Here is a 25,167-nt window from a genome sequence, read left to right on the forward strand (position 1 = left end):
AACTGTTAGGATATTAACGAAGATCTACCTGGGCTTTACCCATCGTATTGCCATCAGCATATAAAATTACGGTGTAAATCCCTTTGATAAAAGGTTTCGGGTTAGCCCAATCTATCACATAAGTGCTATCATCATTATTATAGTTGATGTAGATAGAGTGGCTGAATTGCATTTCTTGTCCATCGGCTTCAAACCTATTGCCTTCGTCGGCAAGTAAATTTCCCGCTGGATCGAAAACCCGTAAATAGATGTTGTGGTGACCTTTTTCTGCCAACTCGTTGGCAATAATGTTAAAGCGAACGCTTAGTTTTTCGGCAGTTGATGATTTGGTAACCTCAACCTTTTTGCCACTTAATTTTGTTCTGAAAGCGATAATATCAGCACTTTGAAGTTTTAATGCCGCTGCGGTTTTAACTTTTGCATTCAGGTTAGCGTTTTCGCTTTCTAAACCCGAAGCTTTATTGCTCATATTTTTGAGCGTATTCTCTAAACTATCACGGCTGTTTTTGAGGAAAATATTGTCTTTTTGAAGCTGGATAACCTGATCGTTATAATTCTTTACAAAAGTTTTTAGCTCGTTGATTTGGTTATTGGCTTTGTCTAATTCACCTTGAGTAATTTCTCCTTTCTCTAAGGCTACCTTTAGTTCGGCAATTTTTTCTCTAGCCAACTTTTGTTCTTCAACCAGTTTTTCATTTAAATCCAGATTTAGCGCCTCAACTTTATCAAGCTCAACCTCGATTTTTTCTACTTCTAATCTCAACTTATCCTTCTCAGTACTCACGGTAACAAATCGTTCGCTCTGCTGTCGATCTTTAAAAAACAGGTAAGCATTTGTTCCAATAAGTGCAGCTATAACTATAACCAGGAAGTAAATTTTGTTTCTATCGCCTATATTAATCTTTTGTGGTTCCATTTTTTAATAATGCTGTATCTTCTTAAATTAATATACTTTTGTTATTCCATAGGTAAATGGAGTACACAATTAATTTTAGCAGGGCGCAAATTATAATTTTTAATAAAAATTATAAGAGATTTTAAAAAAAATCGTTTATTGCTAATGTTCGTTTGTATTAAAATTAACACAAGTACGCATCCTGAATCAAAAACAAGACAAGAATAATGCTTAAAAACTTCCTATACGCACTTTTATATTTAACCGTATTACCTTATATATTAAATGCTCAACCTTTAACAAAAATTGCACCAAAAAGAGAGTTTAGAGGTGTTTGGGTAGCTACAGTAACCAATATCGATTGGCCTTCCCGTCCCGGATTAACCATTGATCAGCAAAAGCAAGAGCTGATTGGTATTCTAGAAAGACATAAAAGTCAAGGCATGAATGCCATCATTTTGCAGGTGAGGCCCGCTGGCGATGCGTTTTATGCTAAATCGCGTGAGCCTTGGAGCCAATGGTTAATGGGAAAGCAGGGTTTAGCGCCCGCACCTGGTTACGATCCCTTGGCTTTCGCGATAAAAGAAGCGCATTTTCGGGGTATGGAATTACATGCCTGGTTCAATCCTTATCGTGCAAGTATGAGCAGCAGTACTGTTTTTCACGAAGATCATGCATTTCGGAAACATCCAGAATGGTTTTTCATCTATGGAGGGAAAAAACAATTTGATCCAGGCATTCCAGAGGTTAGAGAATATATTGTGCAGGTAATATTAGATGTTGTCAAAGGATATGATGTTGATGGAATTCATTTTGATGACTATTTCTATCCTTACAAAATTGAGGGGCAAACGATTAATGATGCTGCAACTTTTAGCAAGTATCCAAACAATTTTACTGATGTTAGAGACTGGCGTAGAAATAACGTCGATCAGCTGATTAAACAATTAGATGATAGCATTCACCATTACAAAAGTTGGGTAAAATTTGGTGTCAGTCCTTTCGGAATTTGGCGTAATAAATATGAAGATCCTGAAGGCTCGGCAACAAGTGGTTTATCGAATTATGCAGAGCTTTTTGCTGATAGTAGAAAATGGGTTAAAGAAGGGTGGGTAGATTATATCAATCCGCAAATCTATTTTACTTTTACCAGAAGAGTTGCTCCGTTCGGTACCTTGCTCGATTGGTGGAGCAATAATAGTTATGGTAGGCATGTCTACATCGGTCAGGGGGCGTATTTGGTAAACTCCAGAGCAGAAGCAGCTTGGAAAAATTTGACTGAAATCCCTCGACAGATACGATATATCAGAGAGCATAACCGCATCCAGGGAAGCGTGTTTTTCAGTTCAAAATCATTAAGTACAGTGGCAAGATCGGTAGGTGATTCTTTGAAAAATGATTTTTATAAATATCCGGCCTTGCCTCCGCAAATGCCATGGTTGGATGAAACCCCTCCAAATGAACCACAATCGTTAACAGCTGATGCCCATAAAGATGGCGTACATTTAAAATGGCAAAATCCACTCAAAGCGAAAGATGGAGAAACGGCCTCGGGCTATGTGATTTATCGTTTTGCTGAAGGCGAGAAAATAGGAGTGTTGGATCCAAAAAATATTCTCAAAATCAGCTTTGAAGATTATCTAACATTTGTTGATACCTCTGCTGAAACAGGTAAAAGATATAGTTATCTGGTTACAGCACTTGATCGGTTAAAAAATGAAAGCGAACCAAGTGGTCCGGTAGGTGTAGAAATACCGCTGGCTAAGGAATAATAGGCTAAAACAGCGGAATAGAAATATTTTACAATTTTATGCAACCGATTGCAATTTCTTTGCAAATTTAATCCTAACTTTAGTCATGCAAATACAACATAGATTGTGTTGGCGTATTTATGCAAGAAAAAGAAATAACCATTTATGATTTAGCAGAGCGATTGAATATCTCTGCGACGACGGTGAGCAGGGGCTTGCAGGATCATCCGGCGATTAATAAAAAAACAAAAAAGAGAATAACTAATCTGGCTGCTGAATTAGGTTATCGTTCCAATAAGTTTGCCGTAAATCTCCGTAAGCAAAAAACTAACACTATTGGAGTAATTGTGCCCCGGTTAAACAGTTTGTTCATGTCATCTGTCCTTTCTGGTATTGAAAGGGTGGCAAACAATGCGGGCTATAATTTAATTATCAGTCAGTCTTTCGAACAGCAGGCTAAAGAAAAAACTAATGCGAATACCATGTTCAATAGTAGGGTAGATGCGCTTATTGTTTCCTTGGCTGCAGATACGGTAGATTTCAGTCATTTCGATACTTTTACAAAGAAGAATATTCCTATTATATTTTTTGATAGGGTGGAGGAAAGTATTCAGGCTACCAAAGTGTTAATCGATAATTTTAAAGCGGGATATAATGCTACAGAACACCTGATCAAGCAGGGCTGCAAACAGATTTTACACCTTACAGGCAATATCGCCAGAAATGTATACCACGACAGGTTTGCGGGCTATCAGAAAGCTTTATCTGATTACCACATCGAGTATGACCCAAATTTATTTATCTCTACTGATTTAACTGAACAAGCGATTCAGAATGTGTTAACAAATGATATTTTGAGACGGGACAAATTTCCTGATGGATTATTTATTACAAATGATTCTTCTGCAGCTTTTGCGCTCACCATTTTCAAGGAAGCAGGCTTACGTATTCCAGACGATATAGCCATCGTGGGTTTTAACAACGATTTAATATCAAAGGTAACAGAGCCAGCAATTACCACCATAAATTATCCGGGTGCAGAAATGGGCGAAAACATCGCTAAAATTATGTTAAACCATTTATCCGGAGAGAGTGATTTAAGCTTTACCGGTACGGTTTTGCTCAATACAGAACTGATTATCCGAGGATCATCATTGAAAAATAGAAATTAAGGTACTAGTGAAATAAAAGCAGGCTGCCGTTCTGCTTTAAAATTAAACGGCAAAGCATTAACCAGATATCGTATGGGCAAGGATTATAAATTCTGGAAATTTATGGGCGCATTATGGATTTGCTCCTCTGTAGTGCTGTTCATCAATTCCTGCAGCGCTCAAATTCCGGCAAATCGTGACCAAACATCACGCGGACTTAAAGATTTTTATCAAAAATATTTTTCTATTGGTGTAGCAGTGTCATCGAAAAATCTTAGTGGCGATGAGGCGAAACTAATCAAAAAACAATTTAATAGCATTACGGCAGAGAATGCCATGAAAATGAGTTCTTTGCAACCTAGAGAAGGCCAGTTTTATTGGATCGAAGCCGATTCCATCATCAATTTTGGGCTGAACAATAACATTAAAATCCGCGGACATAACTTATGCTGGCACGAGCAAACACCAGATTGGATTTTTCAAGATAAAGATGGCAAAGAAGTAAGTAAAGTTGTGTTGTTGCAACGATTAAAAGAACATATAACCACTGTTGTTAATCGATATAAAGGCAAAGTATATGCCTGGGATGTGGTCAATGAAGCAATTGACGACAATCCATCACACTATTTAAGGGATTCGAAGTGGTACAAAATCTGCGGCGAAGATTTTATTGCTAAAGCATTCGAATTTGCGCATGCTGCAGATCCAGATGCTAAACTTTACTACAATGATTACAATACCGAGCGACCAGAGAAGCGTGACCGGATTTATAGATTGCTTAAAGATTTAAAAGAAAAGGGCATTCCTATAGATGGAATTGGCCTGCAGGCACATTGGTCGTTGCAGGAACCTACAGAAAAACAGCTTACAGCAGCAATTGAAAAATATTCATCACTGGGATTGAAAATTCAGTTTACCGAGGTTGATATGTCTATTTATCCATGGGAAAAAGAAAGAAGGGAACGTAAATCTGGAGAATCAGATCAATTTACCTTAGCGCTCCAGCGAAAACAGGCTGCGCAATATGCCATGGTTTTCAAGGTATTCCGGAAATTTAAGGCTGCAATTACCAATGTCACTTTCTGGAATATATCCGATCGATACACTTGGCTGGATGAGTATCCGGTTAAGGGGCGGAAAAATTATCCGCTACTTTTCGATACAAACCTGGAACCCAAAAAAGCGTACTGGGAAGTGATCAATTTTAAAAATAAATAACATGAAGAAACTTGTCCTCCTTATTGTATCGTTAGCTTTCACGACTATCTCCTTAGCTGCAGGTACCGACCCTTTTATTTTTAAAAGGTATACCCCCGGAAGCTTTGCTATTGCCAATAGCGGTATGGTGTCATCTATATTAGTGAGCAGAAACGATTGGCCGGGTGTTACCAGAGCAGCAAAAGATCTTCAAAACGACCTACACAAAGTCACAGGAATTAATCCAGTTTTTTCTACCGATAAAGCCACTGGCATTACAATTATTATCGGGACTATTGGCAAAAACACAATTGTTGATGAGCTCATCAGAAACAACAAAATTAATGTTGCTGGTATCGCTGGAAAGTGGGAAAGTACGTTGATTGAAGTGGTTAAAAATCCAGTCCCTGGCGTAGATTCTGCTTTGGTTATTGCTGGCAGCGACAAACGCGGAACCATTTATGGCATTTACGAACTGTGTAGCCAAATCGGTGTTTCGCCATGGTATTATTGGGCAGATGTTCCTGTACAAAGAAGTAATAGCTTATTTGCTATCTCGGGCAGGCATATAATTTCATCGCCGGCGGTGAAATACAGAGGTATTTTCTTAAATGATGAGGCGCCAGCTTTATCTGGTTGGAGCAGGAAAGAATTTGGAGGCTTCAACAGTAAGTTTTATGCCAAAGTGTTTGAGCTTATTCTCAGGTTAAAGGGCAATTATTTGTGGCCTGCCATGTGGGGCAGTGCTTTTAATGATGATGATAAAATGAATCCGGTTTTGGCCGATGAATATGGCGTGGTTATCGGAACATCACACCACGAGCCTTTAACCCGAGCCCACGATGAGTGGAAAAGATATCAGGGAGGCAAGTGGAATTACGACCAAAATCCAGCACAACTCAGGGAGTTTTGGGAAACTGGCTTAAAACGGGTGGCCGATAAAGAGCAACTTATTACGGTTGGTATGCGTGGAGATGGGGATGAGCCGATGACAGAGGGAACAGCTACCGCTTTGCTTGAGAAAATAGTGAAAGATCAAAGAGATATTATTGAAAAAGTAACCCGAAAACCTGCTTCGGAAACACCACAGCTCTGGGCGCTTTACAAAGAGGTTCAAGCCTACTATGATAAAGGAATGCGTGTCCCTGATGATATTACGCTGCTGCTCTGCGATGACAATTGGGGCAACATCAGGAAACTCCCAAAGCTAAATGAAGCACCTAGGAAAGGTGGCTACGGTATTTATTATCACTTTGATTATGTGGGTGATCCGCGAAATTACAAATGGATTAATACCAACCCTATTCAAAAAGTTTGGGAACAAATGAATTTAGCTTACGAGTATAATGCCAACCAAATTTGGATAGTTAACGTAGGAGATTTAAAGCCGATGGAATTTCCTATTTCGTTCTTTTTGGATTATGCCTGGGCGCCTGATGCTATTCCATCAGAGAAATTAAAACAATATACAATCGACTGGTCTGCGAAGCAATTCGGCGAAACTTATTCTGCCGAAATTGCCGATATACTCGATTTTTATTCCAAATATAACGGGCGCATAAAACCAGAGTTGTTAACGGATAGCATATACAGCTTAAACAATTACAACGAATTTGAAAATGTAGTTTCTGATTACAAAAGGTTGGAGCAAAAGGCAAAATTTATATACGATCAAATTTCTGCTGATCAAAAAGATGCCTACTACCAATTGGTGATGCATCCGGTAGAGGCAAGCGCCAATCTTTATGATTTATACTATCATGTGGCTAGAAATAAACTATATGCCAAACAAGGTCGATCGGCTACAAATGATATGAGTGAAAAAGTTGCACAATTGTATAAACGCGACGGGGAGATATCCAATTATTACAATAAAATAATGGCCGGCGGGAAGTGGGATCACATGATGGATCAAACCCACATTGGATACACTTATTGGCAACAACCAGAAAAAAATTCCATTCCAAACACCATGGTTTTGACATCAACCGGAGATTTGAGCAAAGCTGAATCGGGATTGGCAATTGAGGGTAGCGATGCCTATTGGAGTAAAAATCAAAAAGTGAATATTGCTCTACCAACCTTTAATGACAGTAATCACCAACATTATATTGAATTGTTTAACAAAGCAAAAGGGAGCTTTAGTTATCAGATAAAAGCGCCATCTTATATCCTGGTACAGGAGCCGAAAGGAGAAATAACTACTGAAAAGCGAATTTTGCTGAGTATCGACTGGGCAAAAGCTCCAAAAGGAAAATCGCAAAACAACATTACAGTTTCGACAAGCGATGGCACTAAGTTAAACGTTCCAATTTATTTGGATCGTACGCTTTCAGCCGATCAAAAATTTGTTGGCTTCATCGCTCAAAATGGCTACATTTCTATGGAAGCACCGAATTATACAAGAGCGGTAAACAGTAGACCAATTTTTTGGAAAACCTTGGCAAATTATGGCAAAACTTTGGGTGGTATGATTACAGTTCCTGTAACTTCGGCAATTCAGAAACTTGATATTTCTACTCCCCGTTTGGAGTATGATATTTACTTAGATCAGACAGGAACTTTCACTCTGAACAGCTTTATTTCTCCAACCATTGATTTTACAAATTCAGAAGGTTTAAAATTTGCGATTTCTATTGATGATGACGTGCCGGTTGTTGTCAATATTAGTGCTGACTATAAAACTGAAACCGCTTGGCGAAAATCGGTTGCGGATAATATAAAAATTTTTAAAACTCCTGTAACTATAAGCAAACCAGGCAGCCACACGATTAAATATTGGATGGTAACTCCAGCTGTGGTGTTGCAAAAGATGGTGCTGGATTTGGGTGGTTTAAAACCGAGTTTCCTGGGCCCCCCAGAAACTTTTAGAAGCGAAATAAATTAATCCAACCTTTTTATAAATTGAAAATATGATGAAGAATTTTAAAAAAATGCCTGGCCTGGCATTAATTATGGCAATAGCAGCCACAAGTTCTTGCCAGCAAACCAACAAAACAGCAAGTAAAGCAACTGCTGATACCTCCAAAAACACAAAGTATTTGTCACAGCCTTTAATTAGTGAAATATACACAGCCGATCCATCAGCGCATCTGTTTAATGGTAAAATTTATATTTATCCATCTCACGATATAGAGGCAGGAACTCCTGAAAATGATAATGGAGATCATTTTGACATGAAAGATTACCACATTTTAAGCATGGACAGCATTAATGGTAAGGTAACCGATAATGGAATTGCCTTGAGCATTAAAGATATTCCTTGGGCTGGTCGTCAACTCTGGGCACCTGATGCTGCGCTCAAGAACGGAACTTACTATTTATACTTTCCTGTAAAGGATAAAAGCGATGTGTTTCGAATCGGTGTAGCAACATCTAAAAATCCTGTAGGTCCGTTTAAAGCGGAAGCGAAGCCAATTGAAGGGAGTTATAGCATCGATCCGGCAATTTTTACAGATACAGATGGCTCTACCTATATGTACTTCGGTGGAATTTGGGGTGGACAACTGCAGCGTTGGAATAATGGAAAGTATGATGCAAATGGTTCAAAAACTGATTCGCAAAAAGAGAATGAGCCATCACTAAACGCAAAAATTGCTAAGTTGACCAACAATATGCTTTCATTCGATGGCAGTCCAAAAGATGTGGTTGTTTTGGATGAAAATAATAAGCCCTTACTAACTAAAGATCACGATAGAAGGTTTTTTGAAGGTGCTTGGATGCACAAATACAATGGAAAATATTACTTTACCTATTCAACTGGAGATACACATTTTCTGGCATCAGCCATTGGTGATACACCTTACGGGCCATTTAAATATCAAGGTACTTTTATGAATCCCGTAGAAGGCTGGACAACTCATCATTCCATTATCGAAATAAAAGGCAAATGGTATATTTTCTATCACGATACGCAGCTTTCTGGAAAAACACATTTAAGAAATGTTAAGGTTACCGAGTTAACGCATAAAGCAGATGGTACAATTGCATTGATTGAGCCGATAAAAAAGTAATGCTGATCAACTAACCAAGTCTCAAAGGTTAATAGTTTGAAAGGGGCGGTGGATTTTGAAATCTGAATTTTGGAATAATTTGGAGACTGGCCAAGTTTTTCCCAGCACGCAAATGCCAACTCAGCTCCGTAAGTTTAACTAACTTACCGATTATCAAAGGCTGAGATTGTGAAGGAATTTTATTGATTTTAAATAGGTGTCTTTGGGATTTTACTCCGCTAGTCGGGATTCGCCATACCTTCTTGATAAGCCTTTTATCGAGACGGAAAAGACTCACCACCTCAGCGATGCGAAGCCTAACTAAACGTCGTTCATCAATTATTTCACTATCTTAAAACAAAGCCTTAATTTAGTTAGCGTAAATTTAACCTGAATCATGACCGAACCCAAACGACGCCTGCTATCACTTGACTTTTTTAGAGGATTAACCGTAGCCGCCATGATATTGGTTAATAATCCAGGCAATTGGGGACATATTTATGAACCGTTGGAACATTCGCAATGGAATGGCTGTACACCTACCGATTTAATTTTCCCTTTTTTCTTGTGGATTGTCGGTGTCTCTATTGCATTTGCCATGAGCGCTAGTAAAGCCGATCCGTCGACTCATGGAAAAACGATTCTTAAAGCCATTAAACGCGGTCTAATCCTCTACTTTTTAGGTTTTTTCCTAGCGATTTTTGGTAAACTTATGGCGGTAATAATCGATGGAAAAAGTTTAATTGAAGCCTTTCAAACTGTTAGACTATTGGGTGTTTTGCAGCGTATAGGAGTTGTTTTCATCATTGGCAGTATTATTTTCCTAAAATTTTCAACTAAAAGTTTATTCAGAATATTCACAATTATACTTGCTGTTTATTGGGCATTAATGACTTTTATCCCGGTGCCAGGAGTAGGTTATCCCAATTTGGAAAAAGAAACTAATTTAGCGGCGTGGATTGATAGAGGCATTTTAACGGAATCCCATATCTGGGCGGCAGCAAAAACTTGGGATCCGGAAGGTGTGTTAAGTACTTTGCCTGCAATTGGGACTTGCCTATTTGGTGTTTTAGTTGGTGTGTGGATGCGTCGAAAAGATGTAGATAATCCAACAAAAGTAGCTTGGTTGTTTACCACAGGAATTGGTGCAGTAATCTTAGGGCTGCTTTGGGATCTTCAGTTTCCGATAAATAAGGCGTTGTGGACAAGCTCCTACGTGCTTTATGCGGGGGGCTTGGCTTCCTTGGGTCTTGCACTTTGCTATTGGCTCATCGACGTTCAGGGCTATAAAAAAATTGCAACTCCATTTGTTGTTTATGGGGTTAACGCAATAACTGTCTTCTTTTTAGCCGGATTAATGCCGAGGGTTTTAAATTTGGTAAAAATTACAAATGCTGATGGTTCCAAAACGGCTTTTTTAGAAAAATTTTACAACACATTTTATACGCCATATTTTACGCCGGTAAATGCATCGTTGGCTTGGGCAATAAGTTACGTACTGGGTTTTTACGTGCTGCTCTACATCATGTATAGAAAGAATGTAATCATTAAGGTATAATTACTAAATTGCCAGAACAATCGATTGAACTTATCTTGTCAATTTACAGGTTATAAATTATCCGATCAAAATTGAAAAAAAAAACGACCATATACGATATAGCGAAAGCGCTTAACATCACGGTCTCTACCGTTTCGAGAGCGCTAAGTGGTTTCCCTGCAATAAGCGATGCAACAAAAAGGGCTGTCGTAGAAACGGCTAAAAAACTAAATTACAGTCCAAATAAGCTGGCTTCTGCACTCAAATCGGGCAAGACGCATATTATTGGTGTTATTGTACCGAGCGTCCAGGCTCATTTTTTTGCATCTATTATTCATCGTATCGAAGATGGTCTAAAAGATAGCGGCTATCGTGTAATTATTTATCAATCGAATGAATCTGTAGAGAATGAAATAAACGGCGTTCGCACTTTGTTGGAAGCTCAAGTAGATGGCATTATGGCTTCTATGTCGCTAGAAACAGAAGATATTTCTCATTTTGCAGAAATTGTTAAACAGAATAAACCACTCATTCTGTTCGATAGGGTTCATGAAGATTTAGCGGTACCCACTATTACGCTTGATGATTTTAGAGCAGGTTATGTGGCCACGCAACATTTAATAGATAAAGGATATAAAAAAATTGCATTCGTAACCACTGTTCATCAGATTAAGATTTTTGATGATAGGTTAAAAGGTTACAAGGCTGCTTTGGTAGATAATAATTTGCCTGTCCTTGATGGACATATTATTTTCGGTGGGTTATCGATTAAAGATGGGAGGTTTGGAGCAGGCAAGTTGATGCGCTGTAAAGATCGGCCTGATGCAATTGTTGCCGGAGATGACTTTACCGCTTTGGGCGTAATTAAAAAGCTTAAGGAAATTGATGAAACGCCACCAGAAATTGGGGTAATCGGTTTTGCAAACGAAGCGTTTTCGGCTTACATCACACCTAATTTGTCTACCATTGATCAACATCCTGCTAAAATTGGCAAAGAGTGCGCAAAGATGTTTTTGAAAATGGTAAATCAGGAAGATCCTTACAAGATTATTGAGCACATTGTACTTGATCCGACTGTTGTAGAAAGGCAATCGACAGATAAAAAGATAGATTAGTCTACTCAAATAAGCTTTTTCGAATACCCATCTCCAAGCCTCGAAGTTCAGCCAGGCCCTTTAATCGACCGATTGCAGAATAACCCGGGTAAGGATTTTTAACAAGATCGTCCATCATTTGATGTCCATGGTCTGGTCGCATCGGAATATCTCGATTTTCAGCTTGCATTAATTCAATAATTTCCTTTACTACCGAGTACATGTCGGCGTTTCCTTCTAAGTGGTTAGCTTCGTAAAAATTGCCTTCTTCATCTCGATGTGTGCTTCTTAGGTGTAGAAAATGAATTCTCGATCCCAGTCTCTGAATCATACCAGGTAGATCGTTATCCGGTCTGGCGCCAAAAGAACCCGTACAAAAACATAAACCGTTTGATTTTGCAGGTACACTGTCTATTATATATTGTGCATCACTTTCAGTGCTCATAATTCGTGGCAAGCCTAAAATAGGGTAGGGTGGGTCATCGGGATGGATGGCCAGCTGCATACTTTGCCCATCGGCTATAGGTGTAATCTCTGATAAAAATTTCACCAAATTTTCTTTCAAACCTGCCGCTGTAATTCCCTTGAAGCCCTCTAGCAAAGCAAGCACTTGTTGGGGGGTGAACTGATCATTGCTGCCGGGTAAACCTTGCAGGCAATTATCTGTTAACGTTTTGCGATCCTCTTCGTTTAAATGATTAAAATAAGCTGTTGCCTTTTCTATTTCTTCCGGTAAGTAATCTGTAGGTGCATTTGGTCTTTGAAGCAAAAACAAGTCAAATGCTATAAAGGCCGTTTTTTCAAAGCGAAGCGCTAAGGCGCCTGTTTCGGTTGTGTATTTCAAATTGGTTCGCATCCAATCCAAAACGGGCATAAAATTGTACGTTATAACCTTCACGCCGCACATAGCTAGGTTTGTCAAGCTTGTTTTATAATTATTTATCCAGGTTTGGTAATCTCCCGCTCGTTTTTTAATGTCTTCATGTACTGGCAAGCTTTCTACTACACTCCAAACCATGCCGTGGTCTTCGATTTCTTTTTTTCTTTTTTCAATTTCTGCAGTTGGCCAAATTTCGCCTACAGGAATGTGGTGTAAAGCTGTAACTACCCCGCCGCAGCCCGCTTGTTTGATATCGGTTAAAGTTACAATATCGCTTGGTCCGTACCAGCGCATGGTTTGAATCATTTTCATTTTTCGCAGTTTATATGTATAGTTTATGCAATCGGTACACAATAAAAACACAGCGTTTTTTATTGTTTAAGATACAATAAAAATAAATTTAAAAATTTTTATGCAATCGGTTGCAAATTTATATTTTAATTTCTACATTTATCATAACCAAATATCCCTAAGTCTTGAATACCAAAATTCTAACCCGGTAAATTGAGCTAAGATTATTTAAAGTGGCAGCTAATAACTGTTAATTAAATTAAACCGTTTATGAGAAAACCTAGACAAAAAATCTTTTTGCAGCGTATGGTTATGCTAATACTTTTATTAGGCTTAACCCCAACATTGCTTTTCGCCCAAAAAAATTTAAAGGGCAAAGTAGTGGATGAAAAAAATCTTCCTTTGCCTGGTGCAGGGGTCAAACTAAAAATTTCTGGAAAATCGACCGTTGCTGGTGACGATGGAAGTTTTACCATCAATGCGCCTGAAAACGAAACAGCATTGATTGTTTCTTTTATTGGCTATCCATCACAAGAGATTGAAATTAAAAGTGGTGTTTCAGTTTATAATATCACCCTTACGCCAGATTCTAAAAACCTAAACGAGGTAGTGGTAATTGGTTACGGTACACAAAAGCGTAGAGATGTAACCGGCTCGGTGGTTTCTTTAAGTGGATCTGCCATTAAAGAAGTTCCTGTAGCCAACATCCAACAAGCATTGCAGGGGAGAATGGCGGGGGTTGAGGTACAGTCGGTTGGTACACGTCCGGGTGCAGGCGCACAAATTAGGATTCGTGGAGAAAGATCAATCAATGCTTCAAATGATCCGCTTTTCGTTGTGGATGGTATACCTTACGGGGGAACCTTAAATGACATCAATCCTGATGACATTGCCAGTTTAGATGTATTGAAAGATGCTTCTGCAACCGCCATTTATGGTTCTCGTGGGGCAAATGGTGTGGTTTTAATTACCACTAAACGAGGTATTGCTGGCGATACTAGAGTTTCATTTAACACTTATTATGGTATTAGCAAAATCACGAATAAGTATAATGTTTACGATGCCGATCAATATAGAGCGCTTCGCGATTACTCCATTTTTAATCAAGATTATTTGGCCGATGAGAAACAGGGTATTGCAACTGGTAGAAATACCGATTGGCAAGATTTGTTGTACAAAGATGGCTTCATGACTGATAATAATCTAAGTATTTCTGGCGGTAGCGAACAAAGCCAGTTTTCAGTTGGGGGAGGTTATTTTAAACAAACATCGGCATTGCCTAGTCAAGATTTTACTCGTGCTTCAATGAAAGCCACAGGCGATTTCAAAGTAGGTAAATATGTGAAAATAGGATTCAATAATTTAACCAATTACAGCATTACCAATGGTTCGCAATTTGGTTTGAATGTATTTCCGCTACTTTCTCTAAGTCCGTTAAGTTCTCCATACAATCCCGATGGATCGGTGAATATCAAGCCTGCAGGAAACTTGGATGATTTAAACACCACTTATAATCCATTAATGTTGTTAACAAACGATAATCAATGGGTGGATCGTGTTCGCCGTTTCCGTACTTTTAATAGCATTTACGGGGAAGTCCAAATTTTGGACGGGTTTAAATACAGGTTAAATGCTGGTTTGGATTTCAACCAAGAAGAAGGTGCTCAGTTTAGAGGAACAAACAGTTATTTCAGGCCAGGTCTAGGAAATACAGCCTCAGTTAATAATGGCACTGGAACAAAATATTCATTAGATAATTTATTAACCTACGAAAAAACGTTCGCAAAAAAACACCGCGTCTCGGTAACGGCGTTATTTGGATTCGAGCGTGAGCAATATCACAATACTTCAGTGAGTAAGGATTCAATCACTGCTGATTTTGTACAATTCTACAATCTTGGTCAATCCTCGGTGGGTCCGGTAGCCGTATTGGGCGGGAGTGAATCATCGGCCACTTTAATTTCGATGATGTTGAGAGCGAACTATGTTTATAATGATCGATACATGATTACCGTTACCGGTCGTAGAGATGGCTCATCCCGCCTAGGTAACGGCAATAAATGGAAACAATATCCGGCAGTTTCGGCAGGGTGGAGCATTAGCAACGAGGATTTCATGAAAGATTTCAAGGTAATTTCTAACTTAAAACTTCGTGCAGGTTTTGGTATCACTTCCAATCAGGCGGTACCAGCTTATAGTACTTTAGGCGGTGTGGCTTCGAATGGAGTTCGATATAATTATGGCCCTTCATCACAAATAGGTTATTATGTATCGCGTATTGTCGATCCTAATTTGGATTGGGAATACACCCGTACCACTAACATTGGTTTAGATTTCGGGATTTTAAACAACCGCATAACGGGTAGCATTGATTATTATACTGCAAAAACAGACAAGTTACTATACGGCGTTCCACTTCCTCCAACATCAGGAATTTCAGAAAACTATTTAACCAATATTGGTAATGTAGAAAATAAAGGTTTAGAGGTTGCCCTATCCAGTCAAAACTTTAAAACTGAAAGTGGTTTTTCCTGGGGAACGGATTTGAATTTCTATTTCAATAGGAATAAGTTAATCGCTTTAAATGGAAATATCACTCAGGTAACGAATGCACAACTATTTGTTGGTGAACCATTGACTGCAATTTTCGATTACAATAAAATTGGTATCTGGCAAACAGATGAGGCTGCTGAGGCGGCGAGATATGGTTTTGTGCCGGGACAATTAAAATTGGAAGATTACAATCGCGATGGCAAATTAACGGTCGATGATAAACATGTAATCGGAAATGCTCAAGCAAAAATTCAAGGGGGTATCACTAACCGTTTTAATTTTAAAGGGTTTGATTTTTCATTCGTGGTTTACGCCCGCTTCGGTGGAACATTGATTAGTCAGGTACACCAGCCATTGGCAGGTTATTTAACCATAAACGATGGCCGTAGAAACCAGTTGGCTGTTGATTATTGGACACCAACCAATCCAACTAACGTCTTCCCTTCACCAAATGTATCTGGTGGACAAATTACAACAGCGCTTACTAGCGATGCAGGATCAACTTTAGGTTATTACGATGCAAGCTTTGTAAAAATGAGAAGTATAAATCTTGGGTATTCTTTCACCAACAACATCGCGAGGAAATTAGGTGCTCAAAAAATTAAGGTTTATGTAACCGCACAAAACCCTTTCATTATCTACTCGCCTTATGTTAAAGCTGGTGGTATGGATCCAGAGGCCACTGGAACGGGTAATCAAGGAGTTTCAAACCCTGGAAACATTTCAAACAGGGCTTTAACAATTGGTGCGGCAATACCACCAACAAGAACGTTTTTGGCAGGCTTAAATGTTACTTTTTAAATCTCCTCACTACTTAGATTGATAAAAATGAAAATAAGATATTATATACAAGCCATTCTCCTCTCAACTATAATTATGTTTGGAGGATGTAAGAAAGCACTTGAAGAACGCCCTTACACAGCATTTACTACAGATTATTTTAAAAGTCCAGAGGGTTTACAGGCAGCTATCAATTCTGTTTATGCAGGTATGCGTTACGATTATGGCCCAATTGGAGCTGTTTTATTAGCAAATATGGGTACCGACGAATGGACTTTTGGGGACCAGGGAAACTCTGGACAAACCCTTGAGTTAGGCACCTACCAAATTCCGCCAACCAATGGATCAATTCTAACCCCATGGAATAGAAACTACTCGAATATTAACTTGTGCAACGCAATTTTGCAATTTGCACCGCAGGTAACCATGAGCGATGCAGCAAGAAATGTAATCATGGCCGAAGCCCGTTACTTGCGAGCACATTATTACATGTTATTAGTGATTCAATTTGGCGCTGTGCCATTGGATTTAGGTTCTGGTGATCTGGTTTTTACTGATGTAGCATATTATGGCTTCAACCGTATTCCATTTAACGATGTCTTGAAAAAGAATTATCAGGCGATGATTAATGACCTGACTTTTGCTAGTCAGAACCTCCCGGTTACACGCCCAACAAATGCTTTTAAACTTTCGCAATCTGCAGCTTTACATTTGTTATCAAAAATCTATTTGTACCGCGGATATTCTGATGCTAAAGAATCCTCAGATTTTGCCAATGCTTATAAAACAGCGATGGAATTAATCAACAATAAGGCGAAATACGGAACCGATTTACTGCAAGATTATAGTCAAGTGCATAAACAAGGCAATGACTACAACAGAGAAATTTTATATTCTGTTGAGCGTTTGCCATTAAACAATGCAAATAATGAGGTGGCAAATCCAGGTAGCGATTTCGCCGATAAAGTAAACTTATCAAATAACTTGTTTAACTGCAATTATCAAAATGCGGTTACCGTAGGTGGAGTTTCATTAATTGATGATCGGCCATTGCAATATGGCCGCCCATTAAGGCAATTGGCGCCAACGGCGAATGTATTTAATCGTGTTTTTGCTGATAAGGGAAATGATAGCCGCTACGATGCAACCTTCAGAACAATGTGGAGGGTAGCAACCTTGCGAACTGGTGCAGAATTGGAGACCTTTAAAACCAGATTGGCTGGTGTAGGTTTCGCCATTGGCGATACGGCAATTTATCTGGCGCCCAGTGATGCCAGAGCGGCGCAATTGAAAGCGCTAGGTAAAAAATATAAAGTTTTAGGTCCATCAGAATACTGGTCGAACCAAAACAAAACCAACCAATTGTATCCGAATTTGAAAAAATACGACGATAGTGTGCGTAACAACTTTCAAGATGTTTCTGGTAGGCCATACATCGTAGCGAAACTTTCGGAGGTTTACTTAATCGCTGCCGAAGCTGCCCTTCAGGATGGTCGTGCAGGCGATGCGGTTCCTTTAATTAACACGTTGAGAGAAAGAGCTGCTTACCGATCGTGGTTTAGTGCTGGTGAGTTGGCAACGAGAAAGGCAGCAATGACCATTACTGTAGCCCAAGTTAATTTAGATTTTATTTTGGATGAACGTACAAGAGAATTGTGTGGAGAAGGTTTAAGATGGGCAGATTTGGCTGTACGTAAAAAATTGGTTGAGCGTGTTAAAGCTTACAACCCTGATGGTGCACCGAATGTGAAAGACTTCCACAATTTGCGTCCGATTCCTCAAAGTCAAATCAACAGTGTTGTAGATCCGGGTGGAGATTCGAATAGAAACAAATACCAAAACCCGGGATACTACTAGTCAAATAATCAAAGGAAATTAACATGAGAAAGAAATTAATTATACCTGGCTTACTGTTATTGACAGTAGTTGGGATGTATTCTTGCAAGAAAGATATATATAAAGGAGCAGATAGCTTGGCCGATGTACAATTCACTGATAGTGCAGCTGTACTAAAATCGCTAGTGTCTTTCCCATTGGGAATGGCTGCAGAGTACCCGCTTTCGTCAACCAACAACAGTTATTGGGCTGTTGTAAAACGCGAAGCAGGTTGGATTACATTTGGCAATGAATTGAAAAATGATGCCGTAGTGAAAGCGGATGGAAGTTACGATTTTACAAGGGCTGATAACTTTTATAATCTTGCCACAACAGCAGGAATTAAAGTTTTTGGCCATACCTTGGTTTGGCACTCGCAGCAACGAGCATCTTATTACAATGGCTTAATCGGTGGTGGCGGAAGTGGTTCTGGGCCAACAAATTTGGTTGTAAATCCTGGTTTTGAAAGTACAGCAGTCGGCACGACGGCCGAACCTGCAGATGGTTGGCAGGTTTTAAATGGTGCCGGGCAATTTGTAAGCACCGGCAGTAATGTAAATGCTGGTGCAAAAGCACTTCAGGTTAATGTGCCTGCTGGCGGACAAAACTATAATACACAGATAGCCACAAAAGCGCAAATTCCAGTCACAGCTGGTAAAACTTATACCATTTCTTACTACATAAAAGGTGCTGCGGCACAAAATATTCAATTCGAAATTCGTCCATATTTAGGGGCTGCTGCGGGTTCGGTAAATTACCAAGGAGGAAAACCTGTAACAACTGCTTATTCAAAAGTTACTTATGATTATGCTATTCCAGTTGGTGTAACCGCAATACAGTTGGCGTTTGATTTAGGCGGTACTCAGAATACCCTTTATATCGATGATGTAAGCATCACCGATGCTTCAATTGTTGCACCTCCATCGGGTGGTGCCTTAACTGTACTTGTAGATAACGCGATGAAGAATCACATTCAAACAGTAGTTTCTCACTATGTGGGGAAAATTACGGCGTGGGATGTAATTAACGAACCGTTTAGTGACGCGGCGGAATTGAGAAATAATTCAAATACGCCCTCGACAGGAAGAACTGATGTATTTGTTTGGCAAAATTATTTGGGTAGAGATTATGCCGCAAAGGCGTTTACTTATGCGAGAGCATCTGATGCTAAGGCAGATTTATACATGAATGATTATAATTTGGAGTCCAGCACCGCTAAACTGGATGCGTTTGTAGCGATGGCTAAAGAATTAAAAGCTGCGAATACTGGAATTACAGGTGTAGGTACACAAATGCACTGCAACATCAACACATCATACAATATGATTAACGACATGTTTCAAAAATTGGCAGCAACTGGATTAAAGGTGAGAATTTCAGAACTCGACATCAGGTTGAATCCTTCAGAAAAGGTGGGTAACGTAGGTTCCTCAACTGCGCTTCAAAACCTTCAGGCAGCAATGTACAATTACGTGGTAAAAGCTTATTTAAAATATGTTCCGGAAGCGCAACGCGGCGGAATAACAGTTTGGGGTGTTGCAGATACTGATAGTTGGATTACTACCAGCTTAGCTAAAAATGATGCACCACTTTTATTCAATGCTACTTATGGAAAAAAACCTGCTTTCTCGGGTTTTGCCAAAGGATTGAAAGGACAATAAACTAAATATATAGTAATTAAGCCATTCCGGTGAACAGGAATGGCTTTTCTTTTTTAATTTATTTTATGCGGACCTCAAATGGAGAAGCTGGCAATCCTTCTATATTATATAAGTTGGCCCCTTCGGGATTATCTGCCCAAGCATAACGTACAAACATGGGCTTGGTGACTTCTTTGTTAAAAACAATCAGTTGATTTCCCTTAATCTCAGCATCAGCCCAGATAAATTTTTGGTCAGCGCCCGCGATGGCGAAGTATTTAAGTTTTGTAGCTCCTTTTGCCACGAGCCCTTTACCAATATTTTCAAATGTTAAAATGAGTTTGCCATTTTCCGCCTTTATCGTTTTTAACGTAGGACCGGAATGTACGGTTTTCTTATCGCCATAAATGAGATTTACAGCTTGTAATGCCAATCGTTTGCCAACATCTTTTTTATTCAAAGGGTGGATGTCGTTCCATTCTCCCAAATCAATTGCAACGGCCATCGCAGTATTATTTTCTGATGATAAACGGCGTTGTTCTTCCCTCAGTTCCGCCCAATTGCTTTCCGTCGGGTTCTCCTTTGCCTCCATAAAATTGGGCAATTGAACATACAAAAATGGAAGATTTTGGTTATGGAATGTTGCTCTCCAATCCGAAATTAAGCTTTTCATTAAAGCGAAATATGCTTTCGGATCATAAGTATTCGCTTCACCTTGATACCATACAGCGGCTTTTATCTTTAGGTTTGCCAAAGGTGCAATCATGGCATTATATAAGCCTACGGGTTTCCAGCGCACAAAAGTTTGTGAGGGTGAAGGTTTCGATGCTACTCCTAACTTATATTTCCACTTACCGGTTAAATTAACAGTATCGTTTCCTGCTAGCAATAAATAATCTTTATCCATTACAAAACCACCGTTTCCTGAATTATTTACAATACGGACGGTAATGGTGTTCTTCCCCGCTTTTAAAATTCCACTATTAAAGAGATATCTTCTTGGTGGATATTGATAACTGGTGGCTCCAACAAATTTTCCGTTAATAAATACCGAGTCGGCATCAACGATTCTTCCCAGCAACAATTTCGATGATTTGCCCACCATATTTTGGGGGATAGTGACCTCTTTTTTAAACCAAACAACACCATTAACTTTTCCCATTGGCTCATTTGCCCAATAACCAGGGATATTCATTTCTGACCAATCCTTATCATTGATGTTGTTTCGCCAGTTGTTTTTCAATCCTTCATCGCCGTTATTTAATTGGGTATACCAAGCTTTAGATGCCGCCTGATCTGAGGATTCAATTCGTTTAATGAGCTGATCGTCTTGAAATTCCAGGAGTTCTTTTTCTAGTTGGGGAAAGTTTTTAATGGCGCTTTCGCTAATCCAAGATTGTGCCGGAGAACCGCCCAATGCAGCATTAATAATTCCAACCGGGACTTTGTTTTTTTTATTGATATCTAAAGCAAAAAAATATGCTACACCCGAAAAGTCAAGTAGGGTCGTAGGATTGGCTGTGTGCCAAGACCCAGCTGAAAAATCTTTCCGTTTTGCCTTAAAGTCATATTCATCGGGTACCAAAAACTGCCTAATATTAGAGTTGTTGCTGTTGGCTATTTCATTCGGATATTGGTCTACTAATCTGCCCATCGGCAGTTCCATGTTGGATTGTCCGCTAAATAAAAAAACATCACCAAATAAAATGTCTTTCAATATAATTTTATTACTTGCCGAAAACACCATTTGATACGGTCCACCAGCCTTTTGTGGTGGAAGTTTAATGCTCCAATTGCCATTTTGATCGGCTTTGCCTAAATAAGGCTTGCCCTTAAACTGCAATGTGACCGATTCGTTTGCCGCAGCCCAACCCCAAATTTTTGTGCTATCATTGCGCTGCAGAACCATCCCGTCGCTAAGCAGTCTTGGAAGCTTAATTTGTGCGTAACAGATTGAATTACTCAAAAAGATAATTGGAATTATAAACCACTTTTTCATTATTGATAAGAGTAAAGTTTAATTTTTTGGATACTGTAATCGCCTTCAGCAATTCTTAAATGTCTGCCTTGATGGTTTTGATCTCCATTTAACCTCAAGCCTGGAATCCACTTTCCATTTTCAAAAACACCTTCGTCTATCTGGGCAATGCCGGCTCTAAAGTTATCTTTTAGGGGTTTAAATGTGGCCACTATTCCAGTTCCTGCAATGATAAATTCATCAGGAGCCAATTGGATAATCAATCCGCCTGTAATTGGCCAATTTTCATCTTTTGCTTTACCCGACCAACCCAGATTTAAATCATGAGAAAAGAGAAAGATGTAGTCGCCCAAACGAATTTCCTGCTTAGAATTGGCTTTGTCGAACAAGATACCATTGATGGTTTTTTTACCCTGATGCTGTAAAATAAGCGGACTTAATTGATCTAGTAATTTATATGCAGAACCAATGTCGGCATTCATTTTTTCATCCCCGTTCTCAATAGAAAATGGAGAAAAGCCCATGGAATTGTAATGGCCAATGGCATAAAATGCTTTTGCGCCAACGCCTTGTTCAAAACGAATTTCTGGAATAAATAGCGTGTTTTCACCACGAACATATAAATCATTCCAATATTTAAAGTCTGGATTATAAAAATCTGGAGAAAACATGTCGATGCTTGGTGCCCCTGCTTTCCAAATATCCATAATATGAGGTAGCGGACCAGCGCTTGGATATTCTCCCGGTTTGGCTTCTTTTTTATAGTTTAATGCTGCATTTAAATACATTGGTAAGTTATATTTTGCTTTTCCAGCTCTGGTTAACTTATTGATGAAATCCGCATAGTTCCAGGCCATAAAAATCTCCTCGGTAGCCAAATTCTTGCCAAATACATCTTCCCAGTTACCGGTAGTCTTCGATCCATTCTTTGTCCAAGCCGCACTAAACTCTGGTATTAAATTATTTTTATTTTTTTTTAAATAATCCGCTAATTTCACCGGAATGGGTTTTTTGAAGGCTGCATTCGCCAATATGCTATGGTCTCTGGCGTCCGGCAACATGCCAATTTCATTTTCCACCTGTATCATAATTACAGTCTGGTCGCTACTATCGATTTTCTTTATGAACGATGTGAGCGCCTCGAAAGCTTTGATGTCCGCGTTTAAACTGTTATCAGAAAATGGACTTAATATTTCTTGCCCTATTCCGTTTTTATCTGTGGCTCTGGGAAACCTTTTCTGATCTTTTTTTACCCAACCGGGGGCATAACAAGACATACTATTCTTCCAGGCCCCGAACCATAAGAATATTAATTTCAGATCATTCTTTCTGGCATTAGCAATTAAATCATTAACCAAATCAAAATTAAATTTTCCTTCTTCGGGCTCAATTAATTCCCAATATACAGGCGCCAAAATTGTATTTGCATTTAAGCTTTTAACTTTTCTCCAAATGGGCTTCATGTAATCGGTATTGGATGAACTTGAGTTGCCTAGCTCTCCGCCTAAAATTAGGTATGGTTTATCTCGAACATAGAGTTGCTTGATGTTTCCTTGTTGTTTCAAGTAGGGCTGAGCAAATAAACTTAATGTAGAAGAAGTTAATAGCGTAAACAATAACATGCGAGTCTTTCTCATAAATATTTTAATGGTTAGAATGATTTTCATCAAAATGGAAGCACTAAAATAAGAAAAAAAATAGTTTCTGCAATCGGTTGCATTTATAAGTTTGATTTTTTACCTTTCAATATTCAACCAAATAATTACTATAAAATGAGAAAGCTTATTCTAGTTTTTTTCTGCTCTATTGCAATCGCTGGTTCAGCACAAATAAAATTCACCAATCCGATCCTTGCTGGCTTCTACCCAGATCCAAGCGTAACAAAGGTTGGCGCCGATTACTATTTGGTTAACTCTACGTTTTCCTACTTCCCGGGTATTCCTGTTTTTCATAGTAAGGATTTAAAAAACTGGCAGCAGATCGGAAATGTAATCGACCGGCCAAGTCAGATGAATTTTTTGGGTGATGGTGTATCCAGAGGACTATTCGCTCCATCAATAAATTTCCATAAGGGGTTGTATTATGTGACCTGTACCCTCATCGATCGAAAGGGAAATTTTGTAGTTACCTCTAAAAATCCTGCCGGGCCTTGGAGTGATCCGGTTTGGTTACCGGAGGTTAAGGGTATCGATCCATCTTTATTCTTTGATCAGAATAGGGCATACATCGTTTACAATAGTGATGCGCCAGATAATAAACCGTTATACAGCGGACATAGGACCATTCGCGTTTATGAATTTGATCCCATTAACTTGAGGGTTATAGGAGAGGAAAGCCAATTGGTGAATGGGGGAGTGGATATTAGCAAAAAACCGGTTTGGATTGAAGGGCCTCATATTTTCAGGCGTGGTGATTGGTATTATTTATGTGCTGCCGAAGGCGGAACTTCAGTTAATCATTCGCAAGTTATTTTAAGAAGTACATCGGCTACTGGACCATACGTCGCTTACAAAAATAACCCGATTCTTACACAAAGAGACCTTGATCCGAACCGGAATAACCCCATTACCTCTGCTGGCCATGCCGAGCTTGTCGAAGGACCGGATGGAAAAACTTATGCCGTATTTTTAGCTGTTCGTCCCTACGAAGGCGATTTTTACAATACCGGTAGGGAAACTTTTATTGCGCCAGTAAAGTGGGTAAATGAATGGCCGATAATCAATCCTGAAAGTAAGGAGATTAAATACAGTTACTCAGCAGATTTTAAGGAGGTAAAGAATAAATACGCAAGGCCTCAGAGTGGTAATTTTTCATATCGGATTAAATTTAAAGATAAATTTGATCCTGCTTTGCTTTTCTTAAGAACTTTAGATAATTCTTGGTATAGGCTCAACCAATCAGGGCTGACGATGAATTTACTTTCAGAGACGGTAATGGGAAATGGTAACCCAGCATTTATTGGCAAACGCCAGCAACATTTAAAATGCGAAGCTAGTACAGAATTGATTTTTAATGCTAAAACCGATAATGAAAAAGCAGGAATAACGATATTTCAAAGCGAATACAATTTTTATTATTTGTGTAAATCTATATCGAATGGACAACCGGTTTTACAATTATACAAAGGAAATAGGGATTCAAAATCGATGGATTTACTTGCTGAAATTAAGTTTGCCGGCGTGAACGTTTATCTTAAAATAGAAGCAGATAAGGATAAATATAACTTCTATTATACCACTAAAACAAATGATTGGAAACTCCTTCAGGCCAATGTTGATGGTAAGTTTTTAAGTACAAAAGTGGCAGGCGGTTTTGTGGGTTCATTGTTTGGGCTGTATGCAACTTCGTCTGGTACTCCTTCCATTAATAGCGCCAACTTCAAATGGTTGGATTATCGTGGAAATGATCTGTAATTGGCTCACTAAGTTTTGTTTGCCTTTCATTTTGTATGGAAACTTCGTCAGCTCCTCAGTTAAAATCTGAAAACGAAATTTGAAAAACTGTCAGGTCTTTCTGTGTTCCTGGACATTGAGACTTCACCGGTCAGTAAACC

At 39.0% G+C, this 25,167-nt stretch carries 15 protein-coding genes; 11 read left to right on the plus strand and 4 right to left on the minus strand.

Annotated features, from left to right (window positions below):
* Nucleotides 1–13: 13 nt before the first annotated feature.
* A complete protein-coding gene (locus tag AC3ITD_RS19675; protein ID WP_489362313.1) occupies nucleotides 14–916 on the minus strand; it encodes a hypothetical protein in 903 nt (300 codons plus the stop codon).
* 206 nt (nucleotides 917–1,122) lie between these two features.
* Here AC3ITD_RS19675 and AC3ITD_RS19680 point away from each other — a divergent pair, with 206 nt between their 5' ends.
* The 7 genes from AC3ITD_RS19680 to AC3ITD_RS19710 all read left to right on the plus strand — a co-directional run bounded on the left by AC3ITD_RS19680 (nucleotide 1,123) and on the right by AC3ITD_RS19710 (nucleotide 11,638).
* Entirely contained in the window at nucleotides 1,123–2,667 is a 1,545-nt protein-coding gene (locus AC3ITD_RS19680; RefSeq protein WP_265797306.1) for a glycoside hydrolase family 10-like protein, read from the plus strand.
* 119 nt (nucleotides 2,668–2,786) lie between these two features.
* Nucleotides 2,787–3,818 carry a LacI family DNA-binding transcriptional regulator gene (locus AC3ITD_RS19685; protein WP_489362316.1) on the plus strand — a complete coding sequence of 344 codons (1,032 nt, stop codon included), beginning with the start codon at nucleotides 2,787–2,789 and terminating at the stop codon, nucleotides 3,816–3,818.
* A 72-nt stretch (nucleotides 3,819–3,890) separates the two neighbouring features.
* Entirely contained in the window at nucleotides 3,891–5,015 is a 1,125-nt protein-coding gene (locus AC3ITD_RS19690) for an endo-1,4-beta-xylanase (protein WP_489362318.1), read from the plus strand.
* 1 nt (nucleotide 5,016) lies between these two features.
* Nucleotides 5,017–7,881 (plus strand): glycosyl hydrolase 115 family protein, encoded by a 2,865-nt coding sequence (locus tag AC3ITD_RS19695; RefSeq protein WP_489362320.1) that lies wholly within the window; start codon nucleotides 5,017–5,019, stop codon nucleotides 7,879–7,881.
* Nucleotides 7,882–7,906: 25 nt separating this feature from the next.
* Nucleotides 7,907–9,007, plus strand: a complete 1,101-nt coding sequence (locus AC3ITD_RS19700; RefSeq protein WP_489362322.1) for a glycoside hydrolase family 43 protein — start codon at nucleotides 7,907–7,909, stop codon at nucleotides 9,005–9,007.
* A gap of 376 nt (nucleotides 9,008–9,383) precedes the next feature.
* Nucleotides 9,384–10,544 (plus strand): acyltransferase family protein, encoded by a 1,161-nt coding sequence (locus AC3ITD_RS19705; protein WP_489362324.1) that lies wholly within the window; start codon nucleotides 9,384–9,386, stop codon nucleotides 10,542–10,544.
* A gap of 71 nt (nucleotides 10,545–10,615) precedes the next feature.
* Nucleotides 10,616–11,638: a LacI family DNA-binding transcriptional regulator gene (locus tag AC3ITD_RS19710; protein ID WP_489362326.1), complete on the plus strand. Its 1,023-nt coding sequence runs from the start codon at nucleotides 10,616–10,618 to the stop codon at nucleotides 11,636–11,638.
* Between the two features lies 1 nt (nucleotide 11,639).
* Here AC3ITD_RS19710 and uxuA read toward each other — a convergent pair whose 3' ends face one another.
* Complete coding sequence (uxuA, locus tag AC3ITD_RS19715) at nucleotides 11,640–12,809, minus strand: mannonate dehydratase (protein WP_489362328.1); 1,170 nt, start codon at nucleotides 12,807–12,809, stop codon at nucleotides 11,640–11,642.
* A gap of 249 nt (nucleotides 12,810–13,058) precedes the next feature.
* Between uxuA and AC3ITD_RS19720 the strand changes: the two genes are divergently transcribed.
* Genes AC3ITD_RS19720 through AC3ITD_RS19730 form a run of 3 tightly spaced genes read left to right on the plus strand, consistent with a single transcriptional unit; the run spans nucleotide 13,059 to nucleotide 19,657 of the window.
* On the plus strand, nucleotides 13,059–16,142 hold the full coding sequence (locus tag AC3ITD_RS19720; RefSeq protein WP_489362330.1) for a SusC/RagA family TonB-linked outer membrane protein: 3,084 nt from the start codon (nucleotides 13,059–13,061) through the stop codon (nucleotides 16,140–16,142).
* Between the two features lie 27 nt (nucleotides 16,143–16,169).
* Nucleotides 16,170–17,978 (plus strand): RagB/SusD family nutrient uptake outer membrane protein, encoded by a 1,809-nt coding sequence (locus AC3ITD_RS19725; RefSeq protein WP_489362332.1) that lies wholly within the window; start codon nucleotides 16,170–16,172, stop codon nucleotides 17,976–17,978.
* Nucleotides 17,979–18,001: 23 nt separating this feature from the next.
* Complete coding sequence (locus AC3ITD_RS19730) at nucleotides 18,002–19,657, plus strand: endo-1,4-beta-xylanase (RefSeq protein WP_265797316.1); 1,656 nt, start codon at nucleotides 18,002–18,004, stop codon at nucleotides 19,655–19,657.
* 58 nt (nucleotides 19,658–19,715) lie between these two features.
* Here the strand turns inward: AC3ITD_RS19730 and AC3ITD_RS19735 are convergent, their stop codons facing one another.
* Nucleotides 19,716–21,635 carry a sialate O-acetylesterase gene (locus AC3ITD_RS19735; RefSeq protein ID WP_489362334.1) on the minus strand — a complete coding sequence of 640 codons (1,920 nt, stop codon included), beginning with the start codon at nucleotides 21,633–21,635 and terminating at the stop codon, nucleotides 19,716–19,718.
* The gene (locus AC3ITD_RS19740) at nucleotides 21,635–23,251 is read right to left on the minus strand and encodes a GH35 family beta-galactosidase (RefSeq protein WP_489362336.1); all 1,617 of its coding nucleotides are present in this window, start codon (nucleotides 23,249–23,251) and stop codon (nucleotides 21,635–21,637) included. Before AC3ITD_RS19740 ends, AC3ITD_RS19735 begins: the two co-directional genes overlap by 1 nt.
* Before the next feature lie 135 nt (nucleotides 23,252–23,386).
* On the opposite strand from AC3ITD_RS19740, the gene AC3ITD_RS19745 reads away from it, so the two are divergent.
* Complete coding sequence (locus tag AC3ITD_RS19745) at nucleotides 23,387–25,027, plus strand: glycoside hydrolase family 43 protein (protein WP_489362338.1); 1,641 nt, start codon at nucleotides 23,387–23,389, stop codon at nucleotides 25,025–25,027.
* The last annotated feature ends 140 nt before the right edge of the window (nucleotides 25,028–25,167 follow it).

It is taken from the genome of Pedobacter sp. KH_004 (assembly GCF_057840755.1).

Bases quoted from the DNA above. Each gene is read 5' to 3' on its own strand.
- AC3ITD_RS19675 (WP_489362313.1), bottom strand. From the start codon at position 916: ATGGAACCACAAAAGATTAATATAGGCGATAGAAACAAAATTTACTTC.
- AC3ITD_RS19680 (WP_265797306.1), top strand. From the start codon at position 1,123: ATGCTTAAAAACTTCCTATACGCACTTTTATATTTAACCGTATTACCT.
- AC3ITD_RS19685 (WP_489362316.1), top strand. From the start codon at position 2,787: ATGCAAGAAAAAGAAATAACCATTTATGATTTAGCAGAGCGATTGAAT.
- AC3ITD_RS19690 (WP_489362318.1), top strand. From the start codon at position 3,891: ATGGGCAAGGATTATAAATTCTGGAAATTTATGGGCGCATTATGGATT.
- AC3ITD_RS19695 (WP_489362320.1), top strand. From the start codon at position 5,017: ATGAAGAAACTTGTCCTCCTTATTGTATCGTTAGCTTTCACGACTATC.
- AC3ITD_RS19700 (WP_489362322.1), top strand. From the start codon at position 7,907: ATGATGAAGAATTTTAAAAAAATGCCTGGCCTGGCATTAATTATGGCA.
- AC3ITD_RS19705 (WP_489362324.1), top strand. From the start codon at position 9,384: ATGACCGAACCCAAACGACGCCTGCTATCACTTGACTTTTTTAGAGGA.
- uxuA (WP_489362328.1), bottom strand. From the start codon at position 12,809: ATGAAAATGATTCAAACCATGCGCTGGTACGGACCAAGCGATATTGTA.
- AC3ITD_RS19720 (WP_489362330.1), top strand. From the start codon at position 13,059: ATGAGAAAACCTAGACAAAAAATCTTTTTGCAGCGTATGGTTATGCTA.
- AC3ITD_RS19725 (WP_489362332.1), top strand. From the start codon at position 16,170: ATGAAAATAAGATATTATATACAAGCCATTCTCCTCTCAACTATAATT.
- AC3ITD_RS19730 (WP_265797316.1), top strand. From the start codon at position 18,002: ATGAGAAAGAAATTAATTATACCTGGCTTACTGTTATTGACAGTAGTT.
- AC3ITD_RS19735 (WP_489362334.1), bottom strand. From the start codon at position 21,635: ATGAAAAAGTGGTTTATAATTCCAATTATCTTTTTGAGTAATTCAATC.
- AC3ITD_RS19740 (WP_489362336.1), bottom strand. From the start codon at position 23,251: ATGAGAAAGACTCGCATGTTATTGTTTACGCTATTAACTTCTTCTACA.
- AC3ITD_RS19745 (WP_489362338.1), top strand. From the start codon at position 23,387: ATGAGAAAGCTTATTCTAGTTTTTTTCTGCTCTATTGCAATCGCTGGT.